The sequence below is a fragment of the Polaribacter sp. R77954 genome (assembly GCF_044595335.1).
Lineage (GTDB): Bacteria > Bacteroidota > Bacteroidia > Flavobacteriales > Flavobacteriaceae > Polaribacter.
This window is the reverse complement of record NZ_CP138992.1, coordinates 1,738,134-1,753,122: the sequence shown is the minus strand read 5'-3', so window position 1 is coordinate 1,753,122 and position 14,989 is coordinate 1,738,134. Positions and strand designations below refer to the sequence as shown.

Sequence of the window (14,989 nt, the reverse complement as noted above, 5' to 3'; positions counted from 1 at the left end):
TTTTTTGTATTGTTTTATAGTTATTACGAGTATGTTACTCAATAATTTACGGTAGTTTAAAATATGTAAACTATAACATTTTAGCTGTAGAAAAATAATGGGCCAGCTCTAACTTCGGGTTCTTTGTTAGAAGATCTATCCTTTGTAAAAGGATTGTTTTTGTAAGCTGCATATGCTTGTTTAAAAAGTTGATTTGCTTCTTGATTTTCTAAATTTTTAATTGAAGCAGCAGTTTTGGTTGTTGTTGATCTTTCTGAAATGTATTTTATTTCAAAAATGTATTTGTTGTGTGAATTAGTAGTGTTTGTTTCGTTCGTTAACTCATAAATATCAATATTATAAGTTGATGAAGGAAGGTTTTTTTGTTCGTGATCTGAATTTGTATTAAACGCAAATTGATGTTGATGAACTATACTAAGTACTTGTTTGATATTATCAACGGGTACAATAGAGTAGTAAGAAATTTTAAGGGTACCTTTTTTTGTGTTTTGAATACTGATGTTAGAAGCGCCAATGCTTACCAATTTTGCTTTTACATCTGCAATAGTGTTGCTAACATCTTCCTTACTATGTGTAGCATCAACGAACTCTACAACAATTTCTTGATTAGGTATTACAACTTGCTTTTGGAACGCACCAAAGCAAATACATAAAATTAGAAATAGCGTACTAAAGTACCATTTAGAGTTCATCGATTAAATATAAAATAATGTTTGTTGTTGATTTAGGATTCTGTTTTGGAATAATTTATTTGAATAGTCTAAAAATATCATTACCGTTTGCAAAAAGTAATAGCGTAATTAACAAAATAAAGCCAACTATTTGTGCATATTCTAAAAATTTATCACCAGGTTTTTTACCAGTAATCATTTCCCAAAGTGTAAATACTACATGACCACCATCTAGAGCAGGTATAGGTAATAAGTTCATAAAACCTAACATAATAGATAAAAAGGCAGTGATTTCCCAAAAAGCTTGCCAGCTCCATGTTGATGGAAAAATTTTACCAATAGAAATAAATCCACCTAAACCTCTATATGCACCAGTTTTAGGATTAAAGATCTTTTTTAATTGTTTGATGTAGTCTGTTAACTTTTTTACTGATTTATGCCATCCTGCAGGTATGGCTTCACTAAAGGTGTATTCAATATCTGCTAAATCATAGTACCCTAGTTTTTCTAAATCATCCATTTTAAAATTGTTGCCAAAAACACCTAGTTTACCTTTGTCAGATATTTGAACGGCTACTTCTTTTAAGGTTTCATCTCTTTTAACGGTAATAGAAATATTCTGACCCTTAAATTGTTTAAAAGCATTTTCAACTTCATCATAATATTTTGTGTCTATGCCATTTACATTAACAATAATATCTTTGGGTTTTAAATCTGCTTGTTTGTTTTGAGAATCTTTAGGAACTTCAGCAATCATAAATGGTATTCGAGTAGATAGTATAGGTCCCTCATCATTTTTACGTCTATCCATTAATTTAGAAATAAAATCTACAGGTAATACTTTTTCAATAACCTCACCATTTCTGTCTATGGTTACATTTTCTCCGTTTATAAAAGCAAGAGTAATGCCTCTAAATTCTCTTACTTTTTCACCATCAACAGCCAATATTTTATCGCCATTTTTAAAACCAATGCTCATTGCTAGCGAGTCTTGCACCCAAACACCATCTTTTGCATTAACACTATCATTAGGTAAAAATTGCTCTCCATAAGCATACATTAACATAATATAGATAAAAATACCCAAAACAAAGTTTACAAAAACGCCACCTAACATAATAATTAAACGCTGCCAAGCTGGTTTTGAACGAAATTCCCAAGGTTTTGGAGGTAGAGCCATTTGTTCTTTATCCATACTCTCATCAATCATACCAGCTATTTTTACATAACCTCCTAAAGGAATCCAGCCAATACCATAAACGGTTTCCCCCACTTTTTTCTTTACAAGCGAAAATTTATAATCGAAGAATAGATAGAATTTTTCTACTTTAGTTTTGAATAATTTTGCAGGGATAAAATGCCCTAATTCGTGCAACACAATTAATAAAGATAAACTTAAAATAAATTGAGATGCTTTAATTAATATTTCCATTCAGCGTTAAATCAGATTTAAAAAACGCACAAATGTACGTTTTTATAGAGAGTTTAAAAAGAACTATTGAAACTTGATTTTTATTTTAACAAAGATTTTATGTCATTCAACTTTTTTGCAATTTTTTTAAGCCCTAAATTTGCAAAAATAACTGTTATAATGGATTTAAAATTCTTTAAAAAAAGTAAAGCTACAGTGCTTTTTCTAGTCGTTTTTTCTGCAGTTTCTCTGCCGGTTTTTTATCATTTGGTAAAAGTTGATAAAAAATTGAAAGTGTACAATCCTGCAGATGTAAATCCTAGTTTGGTGCATGAATCTATAAAACATATTACTAAAGATCATACCATTGCAGATTTTGAATTGACAAATCAAAATGGAGAAATCATTACACCAAAAAACTATAAAAATAAAATTTATATAGCAGATTTTTTCTTTACGCGTTGTACTAATATTTGTGTGGCAATGGCATATAATATGGGAGAATTACAAGAATTTTACAAAAATGATGATGATATAATGTTTTTGTCTCATTCTGTAACTCCTGTAATTGATAGTGTTTCTGTTTTAAAAGCCTACGCACTTAAAAAGGGGGTGATTGACGGAAAATGGAATGTTACCACAGGCCCCAAAAAACACATCTACAACTTAGCTAGGAAAAGTTATATGGCTGTTATTGAAGAAGGTGATGGTGGTGAAGACGATTTTATACATACAGAGCAGTTTGTTTTAGTAGATAAACAAAAACGAATTAGAGGTTTTTATGACGGAACTGATAAAAAAGATATGGTAAAACTAAAAGAAGATGTGGCTTTGTTAAAAGAAGAATATAGCGCAAAATAACTTGTTTAGAATCATTCTAAATTCTTATCTTTGTCGTAAATTTAGTTCCTGCTTTTTGCAGGAATCTTTTTATACATAAACAAATTGAGCACAATTGCATCTTTACTTAAGGGAGAAATAGGATATATTTCTGAAGAGTCTTTAGATTTAATTCCGTTAAAATTATTAGAAATGGGCTGTTTGCCTGGTGCAGAGGTAAGGCTTGTGCAAATTGCGCCTTTAAAAGATCCTTTATACATCTGTGTTAACGGAAGTCATTTGGCAATTAGAAAAGAAACTGCATCTCTAATTCAAATTCTTAAAGCAAATATTTAATGTCTAAAAACGATATAAAGGTAGCTTTAATAGGGAATCCGAATACCGGAAAAACATCTTTATTCAATCAACTTACAGGTTTAAACCAAAAAGTTGGAAATTATCCAGGAATTACTGTAGATAAAAAAGAAGGTACTAGTAAACTTTCTGGCAAACAAAATGCCGTTATTACAGATTTGCCAGGTACATACTCTATAAACCCAACCTCTTTAGATGAAAGTATTGTTTTAAAAACCTTATTAAATAAAGATATTAAAACCTCACCAGACGTAATTTTGGTAGTGGCTGATGTAGAGAATCTTAAGCGAAATCTTTTGCTGTTTTCTCAAATCAAAGATTTAGAAATTCCAACAATTTTGGCAATCAATATGGTTGATCAAATGGATAAAAAAGGAATTACAATTGATTTAAATTTACTAAAAAAAGAGTTAAATACCGAGGTTATTTTAATTAGTGCCAGAAAAAATGAAGGAATAAAAGAAGTTAAAGAGGCAATTATTCGTTGTCATGTTGCTGCAAAAGCATCTCCTTTATGTGGTATAAATTCTAAAATAGATCCTCAGTATTTTCATGCATTAAAAGCTATAAGCCCCAATTATTCTTTGTATGAATTGTGGTTAATGGTTACGCAGAATAATTTTCCAGATGCTATTTCATCCCTAGAAAAAGAAAAATTGATTGCTTTTCAAAAAGATATTTCTAAGGTTAAGAAATATCAGCATAAAGAAACCATATATCGTTATCAAGAAATTAATAAAATCTTAAAAAAAGCTTATGTAATAGACCAGTCTAAAGCATCTGGGTTACGTGGTAAATTAGACCGTGTTTTTACTCATAAAATCGGGGGGTATGTGTTGTTTAGTTTGATTTTATTATTGATTTTTCAATCTATTTTTGAGTGGGCATCACTACCTATGGATTTTATAGATGAAACTTTTGCGCAACTATCAGACTTTGCAAAAAACAGTTTGCCTGCTGGTGTACTTACAGATTTACTTACAGAAGGAATTATTCCTGGTATTGGTGGTGTGGTTATTTTTATTCCGCAAATCGCTATTTTATTTTTGTTCATTGCTGTGTTAGAAGAAACTGGCTATATGAGTCGTGTTGTGTTTTTAATGGATAAAATTATGCGTCGTTTTGGGATGAATGGAAAAAGTGTAATTCCATTAATTTCTGGTACTGCATGCGCAATTCCTGCAATTATGGCCACAAGAACCATTTCTAGTTGGAAAGAACGATTAATAACCATTTTGGTAACACCATTTACAACCTGTTCTGCACGTTTACCTGTATATGCCATATTAATTGCCTTAATCATTCCTCAAAAAAAGATTTTCGGCTTTTTAAATATACAAGGATTGGTTTTACTACTCTTTTATGCTTTAGGTTTTGCATCTGCCATTTTAGCGGCTTACATTTTACACAAAACATTAAAGATAAAATCTAAGTCTTTTTTTGTGGTTGAAATGCCCGATTATAAAGTGCCATCTCTTAAAAATGTATTGTATGAAGTTATTGAAAAAACAAAAGCTTTTGTTTTAGGAGCAGGAAAAATTATTTTAGCATTATCTATTGTATTGTGGTTTTTAGCTTCAAATGGAGGTGAAGGGTTTGAAAATGCAGAAAAATCAGTAGTAGAAAATATAACCAATACAAATTTAAATGAAGATGAAATCCAACAAAAAATTGCCTCAGTAAAACTAGAAAACTCTTACATAGGTATGTTAGGTAAAACCATTGAGCCAGCTATAAAACCTTTAGGTTACGATTGGAAAATTGGTATTGCTTTAATTACTTCGTTTGCAGCTAGAGAAGTTTTTGTAGGTACTTTGGCTACCATATATAGTGTAGAGGCTGGCGATGAAGATACAACTACAATCAAACAAAAAATGGCTTCAGAAATAAATCCAGATACTGGTAAAAATCGTTTTAATTTTCCTGTAGGGATGTCTTTAATGGTGTTTTACGCTTTTGCTATGCAATGTATGGCAACTTTAGCGATTGTGAAGCGCGAAACTAAAACTTGGAAATGGCCACTAATTCAGTTATTTGGAATGGGGTTATTAGCATATGTGTCCTCTTTAATTACCTATCAAATTTTAAGTTAATGCAACAATTAATAGTATATGTTTTAGTGGCTTTGGCAGTTGGTTTTTTAGTGAAAACCTATTTTTTTTCTACTAAAAACAAAAAAAGTTGTAGTACAGATTGTAATTGCCATTAAAACCTTAACAGAATATTAAGGTTTTTTACAGGTAAGGTTTTTTAATTTTGACGACATACAAACTATAAACTCACTTAATAGATAAGATATGAAAAAAGCCATATTATCAATTGCATTTTTTGCTATTGCTTTGCTATCAACAACAGAAAATTTTGCTCAAGATTTTCCTAAAATGGATGTTAGTCCTATGGATGCTGCCTCTTACCCTACAAATTGGAGAAATGCAGATAAATTAGTAAAGGTGGTTTACAGCAGACCGCAGTTAAAGGGTAGAAAGCTAGATAAATTAGCACCTAAAGACAAAGTATGGAGAACTGGAGCAAATGAAGCCGCAGAAATTACTTTGTATAAAAATGCAACTTTTGGAGGTAAAAAAGTAAAAGCTGGCACGTACACGTTATTTTCAATTCCTACTGATGGAGATTGGATCATTATTTTAAGTAACCAAAAAAATGTTTGGGGGTCATATTTTTATGATAAAGCTGAAGATGTGGTAAGGGTTGAAGGTAAAGTTGCTCAGTTAGATAAACCTATAGAAGCATTTTCTATTGTTTTTGAAGGTGAAGATGATAGTGCTACAATGCATATGGCTTGGGGTAATACAATGATTTCAGTTCCTGTAAAAGGATAACATTATACGCATAAAAAAAGCCTTAAAAGTAATTGTAATTTTAAGGCTTTTTTTTTGTGATAGAACAATTAAAATTGTTTCAATTGCCATTGCCAAGCAGATTCTAAGGCGTCAGCAAGATTTTTTTCTGTTTTCCAGTTCAATTCTTTATTGGCAATTGTGGTATCTGCGTAGGCAGCAACAACATCACCTTCACGTCTATCCACAATTTTATAATTTAGTTTTAAATTGTTTACTTTTTCGAAAGTATTTATTACTTCTAAAACAGAACTTCCTGTTCCTGTACCAATATTAAAATACTCAAAAGTTTCTTTATTTTTATTGTTGATTAGTCTTTGTAAAGCAGCAATATGTGCCTTTGCTAAATCTACAACATGAATATAATCACGAACTGCAGTTCCGTCTGCAGTTGGGTAATCATCACCAAAAACAGACAATTGTTCTCTAATGCCTGCAGCTGTTTGCGTAATAAACGGAATTAAATTTTGAGGAACACCTAAAGGTAACTCGCCAATTTTTACAGTGGGGTGTGCGCCAACAGGATTAAAATAACGCAAAGCAATGGTATTAAATTTATGCGCATTACTAGCGTCTCTTATAATTTCTTCACCAATTTGTTTGGTATTACCATAAACAGATTCTGCAATTTTAACGGGTGCATTTTCGGTAATTGGCAATTCGTCAGCTTGGCCATAAACTGTACAAGAAGATGAGAAAATAAAATTATCTAAGTTACGATCTCTCATTTCTTGCAGAAGATATACCAAACTATTTATATTGTTTTCGTAATACTCTAAAGGTTTCCCCATGCTTTCTCCAACAGCTTTATAGGCTGCAAAATGAATAATTCCATCTACTTTATTGGTGTCAAAAAAGTGTTTTACGTCATTTTTAACACGTAAATCAATTTGATGAAAATCTGGTTTAATGCCTGTAATTTCTGTAATGCTATCTAAAACAGAGATAGTTGTGTTTGATAGATTATCAATAATTACTACTTCAAAACCTTCGTTTTGAAGCTCTACTACTGTATGCGATCCGATAAATCCTAGACCTCCTGTTACTAAAATTCTTTTCATTTGTTGATTGTTTTAAGGGTTTTTATTTTAAAAAGTTGATGATGGTTTGAGTGATAAATTTCAACTGCTCCTCATCTAATTCTGTATGCATTGGTAAAGAAATTACCGTTTTTATCAATTGATTGGTTACTGGAAAATCCGACTCATTATAACGATCATCTTGATAGGCCTTCTGCGAATGTAAAGCTACAGGATAATAAATGGCATTCGGAATTCCATTATCTAGTAAGTGTTTGTGCAATTCATCTCTTTTTCCATTGGTAATTTGTAAAGTATACTGATGAAAAACATGACAATCACAAACATCACAAATGGCATTACAATTATTTGTTTTGTTTGATTTTACAGTTGGTGTAATAATGGCTGAATGATTGGCAAAAGCAGCATTGTAAAAACGAGCTGCGTTTCTACGTGCATTGCAATAACTATTCAAATTTGGGAGTTTTGCTTTTAAAACGCCAGCTTGAATGGAATCTAATCTAGAATTTACACCTACAACATCATGGTAATAACGCTCGTACATTCCATGATTTACCATTCCACGAATAGTGTGTGCCAGTTCATCATCATTTGTAAAAATAGCTCCTCCATCACCATAACAACCTAAGTTTTTTGATGGAAAAAATGAAGTTGTGCCTACATTTCCAATCGTTCCTGCTTTTTTCTGAGTTCCGTCTTTAAAAGTGTAATTTGCGCCAATAGCTTGTGCGTTATCTTCAATTACAAATAAATTATGTGCTTTAGCAATTTCCATAACTGCATCCATATTGGCTACTTGACCAAATAAATGTACAGGTACAATGGCTTTTGTTTTTGGTGTAATAGCTTTTTTTAGTGCATCAATATCAATATTAAAAGTATCTGCTTCTACATCAACCAAAACAGGTGTTAATTTTAATAGCGCAATTACTTCTACAGTGGCTGCAAACGTAAAATCGGCAGTAATTACTTCATCACCTTGTTGTAAACCTAAACCCATCATGGCTACTTGCAAGGCATCTGTTCCGTTTGCACAAGGTATTACATGTTTTACGTTTAAATAATTTTCTAAATCTTTTTGAAACTCTTTTACTAAAGGGCCATTTATATATGCTGAAGAATCTAAAACTTCTTTTATTGAAGTGTCTACAGTTTCCTTGATTTGTTGATATTGTCCTTGCAAATCAACCATTTGGATTTTTTTCATAATACGCGAAAATATTGTTATTCCAAAAATACAATTTAAATCTATTATCTTTGACAAGTTCAAATATTTTCCTGATGAAATTTCTAAAAAAAGTCCTAAAAATTATTGTTTTACTATCGGTTTTGTTGTGTGCAGCCTATTTAGGATATTCAAAATACAATACACCTAAGTATTCAGGAGAATTTGAAATCGAGCAGTTATCGAATATTGTAAACGTATATTTTGATAACAATGGAGTGCCACACATCAATGCGCAAAATCAAAAAGATGCATATATTGCTTTGGGTTATCTGCATGCCCAAGATCGTTTATGGCAAATGGAACTTATTCGTAGAATTGCGCCAGGAAGATTGTCTGAAATTTTTGGCAAAGATTTGCTGAAAACTGATGTGTTTTTTGCAGGATTGGGTATTGAGGAAGCTGCTGAACAAACAATACAAAATTTAGATAAAAATGCTGAATTTTATCAACTAACTCAGGCGTATTTAGATGGAATTAATCAATACATAGCAAACGGAAAAACACCTTTAGAGTTTTCTTTAGTGGGTATTGAAAAAGAAAAATACACCTTAAAAGATATTTACAACGTGTTTGGTTACATGTCTTTCAGTTTTGCAGTTGCCCACAAAACAGATCCTTTATTAACAGAAATTAAAGAAAAATTAGGAGAGCCGTATTTGAATGAATTATTAGGTAGCTTCTCAGAAAATTTAACCATTAATAGAATGGATAGCGTTTCTAAAATCAATGCAAATTTCTCTAAAAGTGTAAGCGCTATGATAGATAATATGCCTGTTGCTCCTTTAATTGGTAGCAATTCTTGGGTAATTGGGGCAGATAAAACTAAAAACGGAAAAGTAATTTTTGCAAACGATCCGCATATTGGTTTTTCGCAACCTTCTGTTTGGTATCAGAATCATATTAAAACTCCAAATTTTGAGGTGTATGGCTTTAATATCGCCTTAATGCCTTTTCCTTTATTGGGTCATAATAAAAGATATGCCTATGGTTTAACTATGTTGGCTAATGACGATTTAAACTTTTATACAGAAGAGAATAACTCAAATAATTCATCAGAATATAAAACGCTACAAGGGTATAAAACTTATAAAATGGTAACGAAAACCATAAAAATAAAAGATGATGTAGATACCACTTTTCAAGTAAAAGTTTCTAAACACGGCCCTATAATGAATGGTTTAATAACACATTTAAAAAACGAAAAACCTATTGCTATGCATTGGCTGTACACTCAATTAGAAAATGAAATGCTAGAAGTTTCTCACGGAATTTCGCATTCTAAATCGATAACAGATTTTCAACATTCGGTTTCTAAAATTCATGCACCAGGTTTAAATGTTATGTATGGTGATGCTGAAGATAATATTGCGTGGTTTGCTTCTGCCAAATTGTATCAATTACGAGATAGCTTGTCTACAAAAACCTATTTAAATGGTGCTTCTGGTGATGATGAAATTACTGAAATATTAGACTTTAGTGAAAATCCTAAATCGATAAATCCGAAATGGAATTATGTGTATTCTGCCAATCATCAGCCTGATACTGTAAGAGGTAAATTGTATCCTGGTTATTATCAACCAGAAAATAGATCGAAAAGAATTGTTAGTTTATTAAAAGATAAAAACGATTTTACAAAGCTAGATGTTGCTGAAATGATGTATGATGTTACTTCTTCAGTAGATCATTTTATTGCCAACGATTTATTAAAAAATGTTATTAAAAGTGATTTATCTGCTTCTGAAAAACAAGCTTTTTCCATTTTAGAAAAATGGCAAGGCGATTATTTAAAAACATCGATTGCACCTACCATTTACAATCGTTTTTTGTTTGAGTTTTTAAAAAATACCTATAAAGATGAGTTGGGTGATGGTTTTGAGTTGTTTATAAACTCGCAATTGCAAGACCAAGTGTTAAGAACCCAAATTAATCGAGAAAATTCGGTTTGGTGGGATGATATTACCACCACAAATACAACAGAAACAAAGCAAGAAATTATTACAAAAGCGTATCAAAATGCCATTGCTTTTTTACAAAAGCAATTGGGTGGGAATATAGAAAGTTGGACTTGGAACAGCGTGATTTCTGTAGAATATGAGCACGCTATTGGAAAAGCAGGCGGACTTTTACGTAGCTTTTTTAATGTAGGTCCTTTTGAAACGATTGGTGGAAATGAAGTCATTAACAATCAAATTTTTAAATTAGATAGCACAGGTGTGTATAAAGTTACAGCAGGTCCATCAACCAGAAGAGTTGTCGATTTTTCTGATGTAGAAAACAGTTTGTCTATCATTCCAACTGGGCAATCAGGCAATGTGTTTAGTGAGTATTATCAAGATCAAACCCATAAGTATTTAGAGGGTAAGTTTATACCAATGCAATTAAATGAATCAGAAATTATTAAGAGTAAAAATCTATTGATCTTGAGGCCTAAAGATTAGGTTTTCTTGCGTGGATTGGGCATTTGTTATGTGCAGTTTTAATGTAGTAAGCTCTTGTGTTCTAAGAACATTTTCTTTAATTGTAAAGTAGTTTTAATAAAGAACTTGTGTAATAGAAATCAATTTATTGTTGGCAAGCATTCCAAATAACTTCATTAGGTGTTGGTGCAGTTATTAGAATATTTTCTTTAGAAACAGGATGTGTAAACTCTATTTTACGAGCGTGTAAATGAATGCTTCCATCTTTATTGCTTCTGTTAAATCCGTATTTTAAATCGCCTTTTATAGGGAAGCCTATAGCAGATAATTGCGCTCTAATTTGATGATGTCTCCCAGTTTCTAAATCAACCTCTAATAAAGAATAATTATCTAATTTTTTAATGATTTGATAATGTAAGATTGCTTTTTTAGAACCTTCGATTTCTTTTTGATATACTGAAGACTTATTGTTTTTAGGATTTTTTTTCAAAAAATTTATCAACGTGTCTTTTTCTTGCTTTGGATGATTTTTTACAACGGCCCAATACGTTTTGTTAATTTGTTTATTGCGTAACATTTTGTTTAAACGTTCTAAAGCTTTAGACGTTCTTGCAAAAATAATTACGCCAGAGGTAGGTCTGTCCAAACGATGCACAACACCTAAAAAAACATTACCTGCTTTATTGTATTTCTTTTTGATGTACTCTTTTACAACATCACTCAAAGGTTTGTCACCAGTTTTATCACCTTGGGTAATATCTCCAGAACGTTTGTTTACAATAATAAGGTGATTATCTTCAAAAAGTACCTGTAAGTTTTCTTTGGTAGAATGCATAAATCATATCACTTTAGGCGAATTCTAGAAGTTTTTTATTTAAAATCGTTAGCAACATCTTCATTTACCCCATCAATAAAAGCTAAAAACTCTTTTCTACCCATTCCTGTAGAAGATGATGTTAAAAAATTGGTGGGTAAAGTTTCCCAATGTTGTAATAATTTCTTTTTGTAAGATGTAATTTGTTTATTCAGTTTAGAGCTTCCTAGTTTGTCAGCTTTGGTAAAAACAAGACAAAACGGAATTTGATTTTCACCTAAAAAGCGCATAAAATCCAAATCAATTTTTTGTGGATCGTGTCTTGAGTCAATCAAAACAAAAGTACAAACCAGCTGTTCTCTTTCTTTAAAATAGTTTTCTATAAAGTATTGAAAAATAACACGTTTCTTCTTAGAAACTTGTGCATAACCATAACCAGGTAAATCTACTAAAAACCAAGAATCGTTAATTTTAAAATGATTGATGAGTTGTGTTTTTCCTGGTTTTCCAGAGATTTTTGCCAAATCTTTACGCTCCATCAACATGTTAATTAATGAAGATTTTCCAACATTAGATCGTCCTATAAAAGCATATTCAGGAATCCTATCTTTTGGTGCATTTATAACATTGCTGTTACTCATTACAAATTCAGCAGATTTAATTTTCAAAACGGTATAATTTTAGAAATTAGTTTTCGCCAACCAATCACCAAGAATAGCATTAAATTCTTCAGGTTTTTCCATCATTGCTGCATGGCCACATTTATCAATCCAAGTTAATTGAGAGTTGGGTAGAAGTTTATGAAAATCGTTAGCAACTTCAGGAGGTGTAACACCATCTTGTTTTCCCCAAATTAAACAAGTAGGTTGTTTCATGTTTGGTAAATCGTTTGCCATATTGTGTCTAATGGCACTTTTAGCAATAGACAAAGTTTTTAAAGCTTTCATTCTGTCGTTAACAGTAGCATATACATCGTCTACCAATTCTTTGGTGGCTACTGCAGGGTCATAAAAAACGTCTTTTGCTTTTTGTTCAATGTATTCATAATTTCCCCTTTTAGGAAAACTATCTCCCATTGCTTTTTCATACAAACCAGAACTACCTGTTAAAACAAGGCCACTCACTTTTTCAGGGTAATGCTTTGTAAAATAAAGCGCAATATGTCCTCCAAGAGAATTTCCTAAAAGAATTACATGATCTAACTCTTTAAATTCTAAAAACTCTTTTAGATACTTTGCTAAATTTTTAACGTTTGTTTTTATGAGTGGAAGCGTATACAAAGGCAATTCAGGAATCAAAATTTTGTAACCATTTTTTGAAAAATGATCAAATGTTGGTTTGAAATTGCTCAAAGCTCCCATTAATCCATGTAAAACAATGATTGCAGGTCCTTCTCCAGCTTCTGCATATGTAAACTTACCTTCAGTTTTTAACTTGTCAGTCATTGATTTTTGTTTCTTTTCTCTAATCGCAAATGTAGTTCTTTTTTATAACATACAAACCCAATTCGTTATCGGTCAATTATACTTATTAACAGGGCTGTTTATGAGGGTTGTAGAGCCTTAGCCCTGTTTTTATTAACAAAGTGGTAAAAAGTGGTAAGAAGTGGTATTTTTTATATATTTTTGACCTATAAATTAATGTTTTTAAGTGATAAACCTCATTGGCGAATATAATTGTAAAGTAGATGCTAAAGGAAGGGTGATGTTTCCATCGTCTTTCAAAAAGCAACTTACGTCAATTTTAGATGAGGGTTTTGTGTTAAAAGAGTCTATATATGAACGTTGTTTAGAGTTGTATCCTATGCAAACTTGGAACGCAACCATGTCTAAGGTAGCAACCAAAAATAGGTTCGATAAAGAAACAAATGATTTCATTAGAAGGTTTTCTGCAGGTGTAAAGTTAATTGAATTAGATGGTACAGGCCGATTTTTAATTGCAAAAAATTTATGCAATCACGCAAATATTAAGAAAGAAATTACAATGGTATCTTCTATAGACAGAATTGAAATTTGGAATAGCGAAGATTATCAAAAGAAACTAGAAAGCGAAAAACAAAACTTCGCAAAGCTAGTACAGAAGGTTATGGTAGATGGGGAAATAAAAAATGAAGAAAATGAGTAATTATCACGATTCTGTTTTGCTAAAAGAAAGTGTAGATGCCTTAGCTATTAAAAAAGATGGTGTTTATGTTGATGTTACATTTGGTGGTGGAGGTCATTCTAAAGAAATTTTAAGTAGACTTGGTGCACATGGAAAGTTATTTGCATTTGATCAAGATCCTGATGCATTAGAGAATACAATTAATGACGAACGTTTTACTCTAATCCCTGAAAATTTTAGATATATCTCAAGGTTTTTAAGGTTTTATAGGATTAAAAAAGTAGACGGAATTTTAGCAGATTTAGGGGTGTCATCACACCAATTTGATGAAGCAGAAAGAGGGTTTTCAACACGTTTTGAAGCAGATTTAGATATGAGGATGAATCAGAAATCAAAAAAATCTGCAAAAGAAATTATTAATAATTATTCAGAAGAAAAATTAGCAGAAATATTGTTTTTGTATGGTGAGTTAAGAAATTCTCGAAAATTAGCAAGAACCATAGTGCACGAAAGAGGAAATCAAAAGATTGAAACTAGTTTTCAGTTGAAAGAAGTTTTAAAAGCTTTTTTACCAAAAGCAAAAGAGCATAAAATATTGGCTCAAATTTTTCAGGCCATAAGAATTGAAGTAAATGAAGAATTAGATGTTTTAAAAGAATTTTTAGAGCAAATTCCTAATTTGTTAAATGATGAAGGTAGATTGAGTGTTATTTCCTATCATTCTTTAGAAGATCGATTGGTTAAACGTTTTATTAGAACAGGCTTGTTTGAAGGCGAACCAGAAAAAGATGTGTTTGGGAATTCGAATGAACCTTTAAAAAAAGTTGGGAAATTAATTGTTCCTAATCGAGATGAAATTAAAAGGAACAACAGAGCAAGAAGTGCAAAATTAAGAATTGCAACTTTAAAGAACTAAAATGATAAAAGTTAAAAGAGGGATATATGATTTTTTGAGAGGAAGTTTCCTCACAGATGAGTCTGCTTTTAAAAATTGGCGAATTATCATTTTTGTGGTATTGTTAATGTTGGTAATGATTTATAGTTCGCACAGTGCAGAAAAAAAAGTATTTGAAATATCTGCTTTAAATAAAAAGAAACGAGAATTAAGAGCAGAGTATGTAGATACTGGTACCATTTTAATGCGCTTAAAAATGGAATCTAGCATAAGAGAAAAAGCAAAAAAAAGAGGCTTACAGCCTTCAGAAACTCCCCCAAAGAAAATAAAAGTAACAATTAAAGATTAATACATTGGC

The 14,989-nt window shown here is 31.3% G+C and carries 15 protein-coding genes; 8 read left to right on the top strand and 7 right to left on the bottom strand.

Annotation, left to right across the window (positions count from 1 at the left end):
- Nucleotides 1-80: 80 nt before the first annotated feature.
- Entirely contained in the window at nucleotides 81-692 is a 612-nt protein-coding gene (locus SJY27_RS07500; RefSeq protein ID WP_397447642.1) for a hypothetical protein, read from the bottom strand.
- A 55-nt stretch (nucleotides 693-747) separates the two neighbouring features.
- On the bottom strand, nucleotides 748-2,103 hold the full coding sequence (rseP, locus tag SJY27_RS07495; RefSeq protein WP_397447641.1) for an RIP metalloprotease RseP: 1,356 nt from the start codon (nucleotides 2,101-2,103) through the stop codon (nucleotides 748-750).
- 159 nt (nucleotides 2,104-2,262) lie between these two features.
- Between rseP and SJY27_RS07490 the strand changes: the two genes are divergently transcribed.
- The 4 genes from SJY27_RS07490 (at nucleotide 2,263) to SJY27_RS07475 (ending at nucleotide 6,116) form a co-directional block, all read left to right on the top strand.
- Nucleotides 2,263-2,943 carry an SCO family protein gene (locus tag SJY27_RS07490; protein WP_397447640.1) on the top strand — a complete coding sequence of 227 codons (681 nt, stop codon included), beginning with the start codon at nucleotides 2,263-2,265 and terminating at the stop codon, nucleotides 2,941-2,943.
- Nucleotides 2,944-3,027: 84 nt separating this feature from the next.
- Entirely contained in the window at nucleotides 3,028-3,258 is a 231-nt protein-coding gene (locus tag SJY27_RS07485; RefSeq protein ID WP_397447639.1) for a ferrous iron transport protein A, read from the top strand.
- Nucleotides 3,258-5,369: a ferrous iron transport protein B gene (feoB, locus tag SJY27_RS07480; RefSeq protein ID WP_397447638.1), complete on the top strand. Its 2,112-nt coding sequence runs from the start codon at nucleotides 3,258-3,260 to the stop codon at nucleotides 5,367-5,369. The genes SJY27_RS07485 and feoB overlap by 1 nt, the downstream gene beginning before the upstream one ends.
- A 204-nt stretch (nucleotides 5,370-5,573) precedes the next feature.
- Nucleotides 5,574-6,116 (top strand): DUF2911 domain-containing protein, encoded by a 543-nt coding sequence (locus SJY27_RS07475; protein WP_397447637.1) that lies wholly within the window; start codon nucleotides 5,574-5,576, stop codon nucleotides 6,114-6,116.
- 68 nt (nucleotides 6,117-6,184) lie between these two features.
- On the opposite strand, the gene galE is transcribed toward SJY27_RS07475, so the two are convergent.
- Both galE and SJY27_RS07465 read right to left on the bottom strand, forming a co-directional pair.
- Complete coding sequence (gene galE, locus SJY27_RS07470; RefSeq protein WP_397447636.1) at nucleotides 6,185-7,195, bottom strand: UDP-glucose 4-epimerase GalE; 1,011 nt, start codon at nucleotides 7,193-7,195, stop codon at nucleotides 6,185-6,187.
- A 22-nt stretch (nucleotides 7,196-7,217) separates the two neighbouring features.
- Nucleotides 7,218-8,381: a DegT/DnrJ/EryC1/StrS family aminotransferase gene (locus SJY27_RS07465; RefSeq protein ID WP_397447635.1), complete on the bottom strand. Its 1,164-nt coding sequence runs from the start codon at nucleotides 8,379-8,381 to the stop codon at nucleotides 7,218-7,220.
- A gap of 74 nt (nucleotides 8,382-8,455) precedes the next feature.
- Here SJY27_RS07465 and SJY27_RS07460 point away from each other — a divergent pair, with 74 nt between their 5' ends.
- A complete protein-coding gene (locus SJY27_RS07460; RefSeq protein ID WP_397447634.1) occupies nucleotides 8,456-10,840 on the top strand; it encodes a penicillin acylase family protein in 2,385 nt (794 codons plus the stop codon).
- A 124-nt stretch (nucleotides 10,841-10,964) separates the two neighbouring features.
- Here SJY27_RS07460 and SJY27_RS07455 read toward each other — a convergent pair whose 3' ends face one another.
- The 3 genes from SJY27_RS07455 to SJY27_RS07445 are packed head-to-tail and all read right to left on the bottom strand — an operon-like array spanning nucleotide 10,965 to nucleotide 13,078.
- Complete coding sequence (locus SJY27_RS07455) at nucleotides 10,965-11,654, bottom strand: RluA family pseudouridine synthase (RefSeq protein WP_397447633.1); 690 nt, start codon at nucleotides 11,652-11,654, stop codon at nucleotides 10,965-10,967.
- 35 nt (nucleotides 11,655-11,689) lie between these two features.
- Entirely contained in the window at nucleotides 11,690-12,301 is a 612-nt protein-coding gene (gene yihA, locus SJY27_RS07450) for a ribosome biogenesis GTP-binding protein YihA/YsxC (protein ID WP_397447632.1), read from the bottom strand.
- A gap of 12 nt (nucleotides 12,302-12,313) precedes the next feature.
- The gene (locus SJY27_RS07445) at nucleotides 12,314-13,078 is read right to left on the bottom strand and encodes an alpha/beta fold hydrolase (protein ID WP_397447631.1); all 765 of its coding nucleotides are present in this window, start codon (nucleotides 13,076-13,078) and stop codon (nucleotides 12,314-12,316) included.
- Nucleotides 13,079-13,283: 205 nt separating this feature from the next.
- On the opposite strand from SJY27_RS07445, the gene mraZ reads away from it, so the two are divergent.
- From mraZ to SJY27_RS07430, 3 genes are read left to right on the top strand one after another with little or no spacing between them, the layout of a single operon-like run.
- Nucleotides 13,284-13,757 (top strand): division/cell wall cluster transcriptional repressor MraZ, encoded by a 474-nt coding sequence (mraZ, locus tag SJY27_RS07440; RefSeq protein WP_397447630.1) that lies wholly within the window; start codon nucleotides 13,284-13,286, stop codon nucleotides 13,755-13,757.
- Nucleotides 13,750-14,652 carry a 16S rRNA (cytosine(1402)-N(4))-methyltransferase RsmH gene (gene rsmH, locus SJY27_RS07435; RefSeq protein ID WP_397447628.1) on the top strand — a complete coding sequence of 301 codons (903 nt, stop codon included), beginning with the start codon at nucleotides 13,750-13,752 and terminating at the stop codon, nucleotides 14,650-14,652. Before mraZ ends, rsmH begins: the two co-directional genes overlap by 8 nt.
- Nucleotide 14,653: 1 nt before the next feature.
- The gene (locus SJY27_RS07430) at nucleotides 14,654-14,980 is read left to right on the top strand and encodes an FtsL-like putative cell division protein (RefSeq protein WP_397447627.1); all 327 of its coding nucleotides are present in this window, start codon (nucleotides 14,654-14,656) and stop codon (nucleotides 14,978-14,980) included.
- Nucleotides 14,981-14,989: the final 9 nt, after the last annotated feature.

What these genes read in the sequence shown, in the direction of transcription:
- SJY27_RS07455 (WP_397447633.1), bottom strand. Translation starts at nt 11,654, where the DNA reads ATGCATTCTACCAAAGAAAACTTACAGGTACTTTTTGAAGATAATCAC.
- SJY27_RS07465 (WP_397447635.1), bottom strand. Translation starts at nt 8,381, where the DNA reads ATGAAAAAAATCCAAATGGTTGATTTGCAAGGACAATATCAACAAATC.
- SJY27_RS07460 (WP_397447634.1), top strand. Translation starts at nt 8,456, where the DNA reads ATGAAATTTCTAAAAAAAGTCCTAAAAATTATTGTTTTACTATCGGTT.
- rseP (WP_397447641.1), bottom strand. Translation starts at nt 2,103, where the DNA reads ATGGAAATATTAATTAAAGCATCTCAATTTATTTTAAGTTTATCTTTA.
- rsmH (WP_397447628.1), top strand. Translation starts at nt 13,750, where the DNA reads ATGAGTAATTATCACGATTCTGTTTTGCTAAAAGAAAGTGTAGATGCC.
- SJY27_RS07490 (WP_397447640.1), top strand. Translation starts at nt 2,263, where the DNA reads ATGGATTTAAAATTCTTTAAAAAAAGTAAAGCTACAGTGCTTTTTCTA.
- SJY27_RS07475 (WP_397447637.1), top strand. Translation starts at nt 5,574, where the DNA reads ATGAAAAAAGCCATATTATCAATTGCATTTTTTGCTATTGCTTTGCTA.
- SJY27_RS07430 (WP_397447627.1), top strand. Translation starts at nt 14,654, where the DNA reads ATGATAAAAGTTAAAAGAGGGATATATGATTTTTTGAGAGGAAGTTTC.
- SJY27_RS07500 (WP_397447642.1), bottom strand. Translation starts at nt 692, where the DNA reads ATGAACTCTAAATGGTACTTTAGTACGCTATTTCTAATTTTATGTATT.
- SJY27_RS07445 (WP_397447631.1), bottom strand. Translation starts at nt 13,078, where the DNA reads ATGACTGACAAGTTAAAAACTGAAGGTAAGTTTACATATGCAGAAGCT.
- feoB (WP_397447638.1), top strand. Translation starts at nt 3,258, where the DNA reads ATGTCTAAAAACGATATAAAGGTAGCTTTAATAGGGAATCCGAATACC.
- galE (WP_397447636.1), bottom strand. Translation starts at nt 7,195, where the DNA reads ATGAAAAGAATTTTAGTAACAGGAGGTCTAGGATTTATCGGATCGCAT.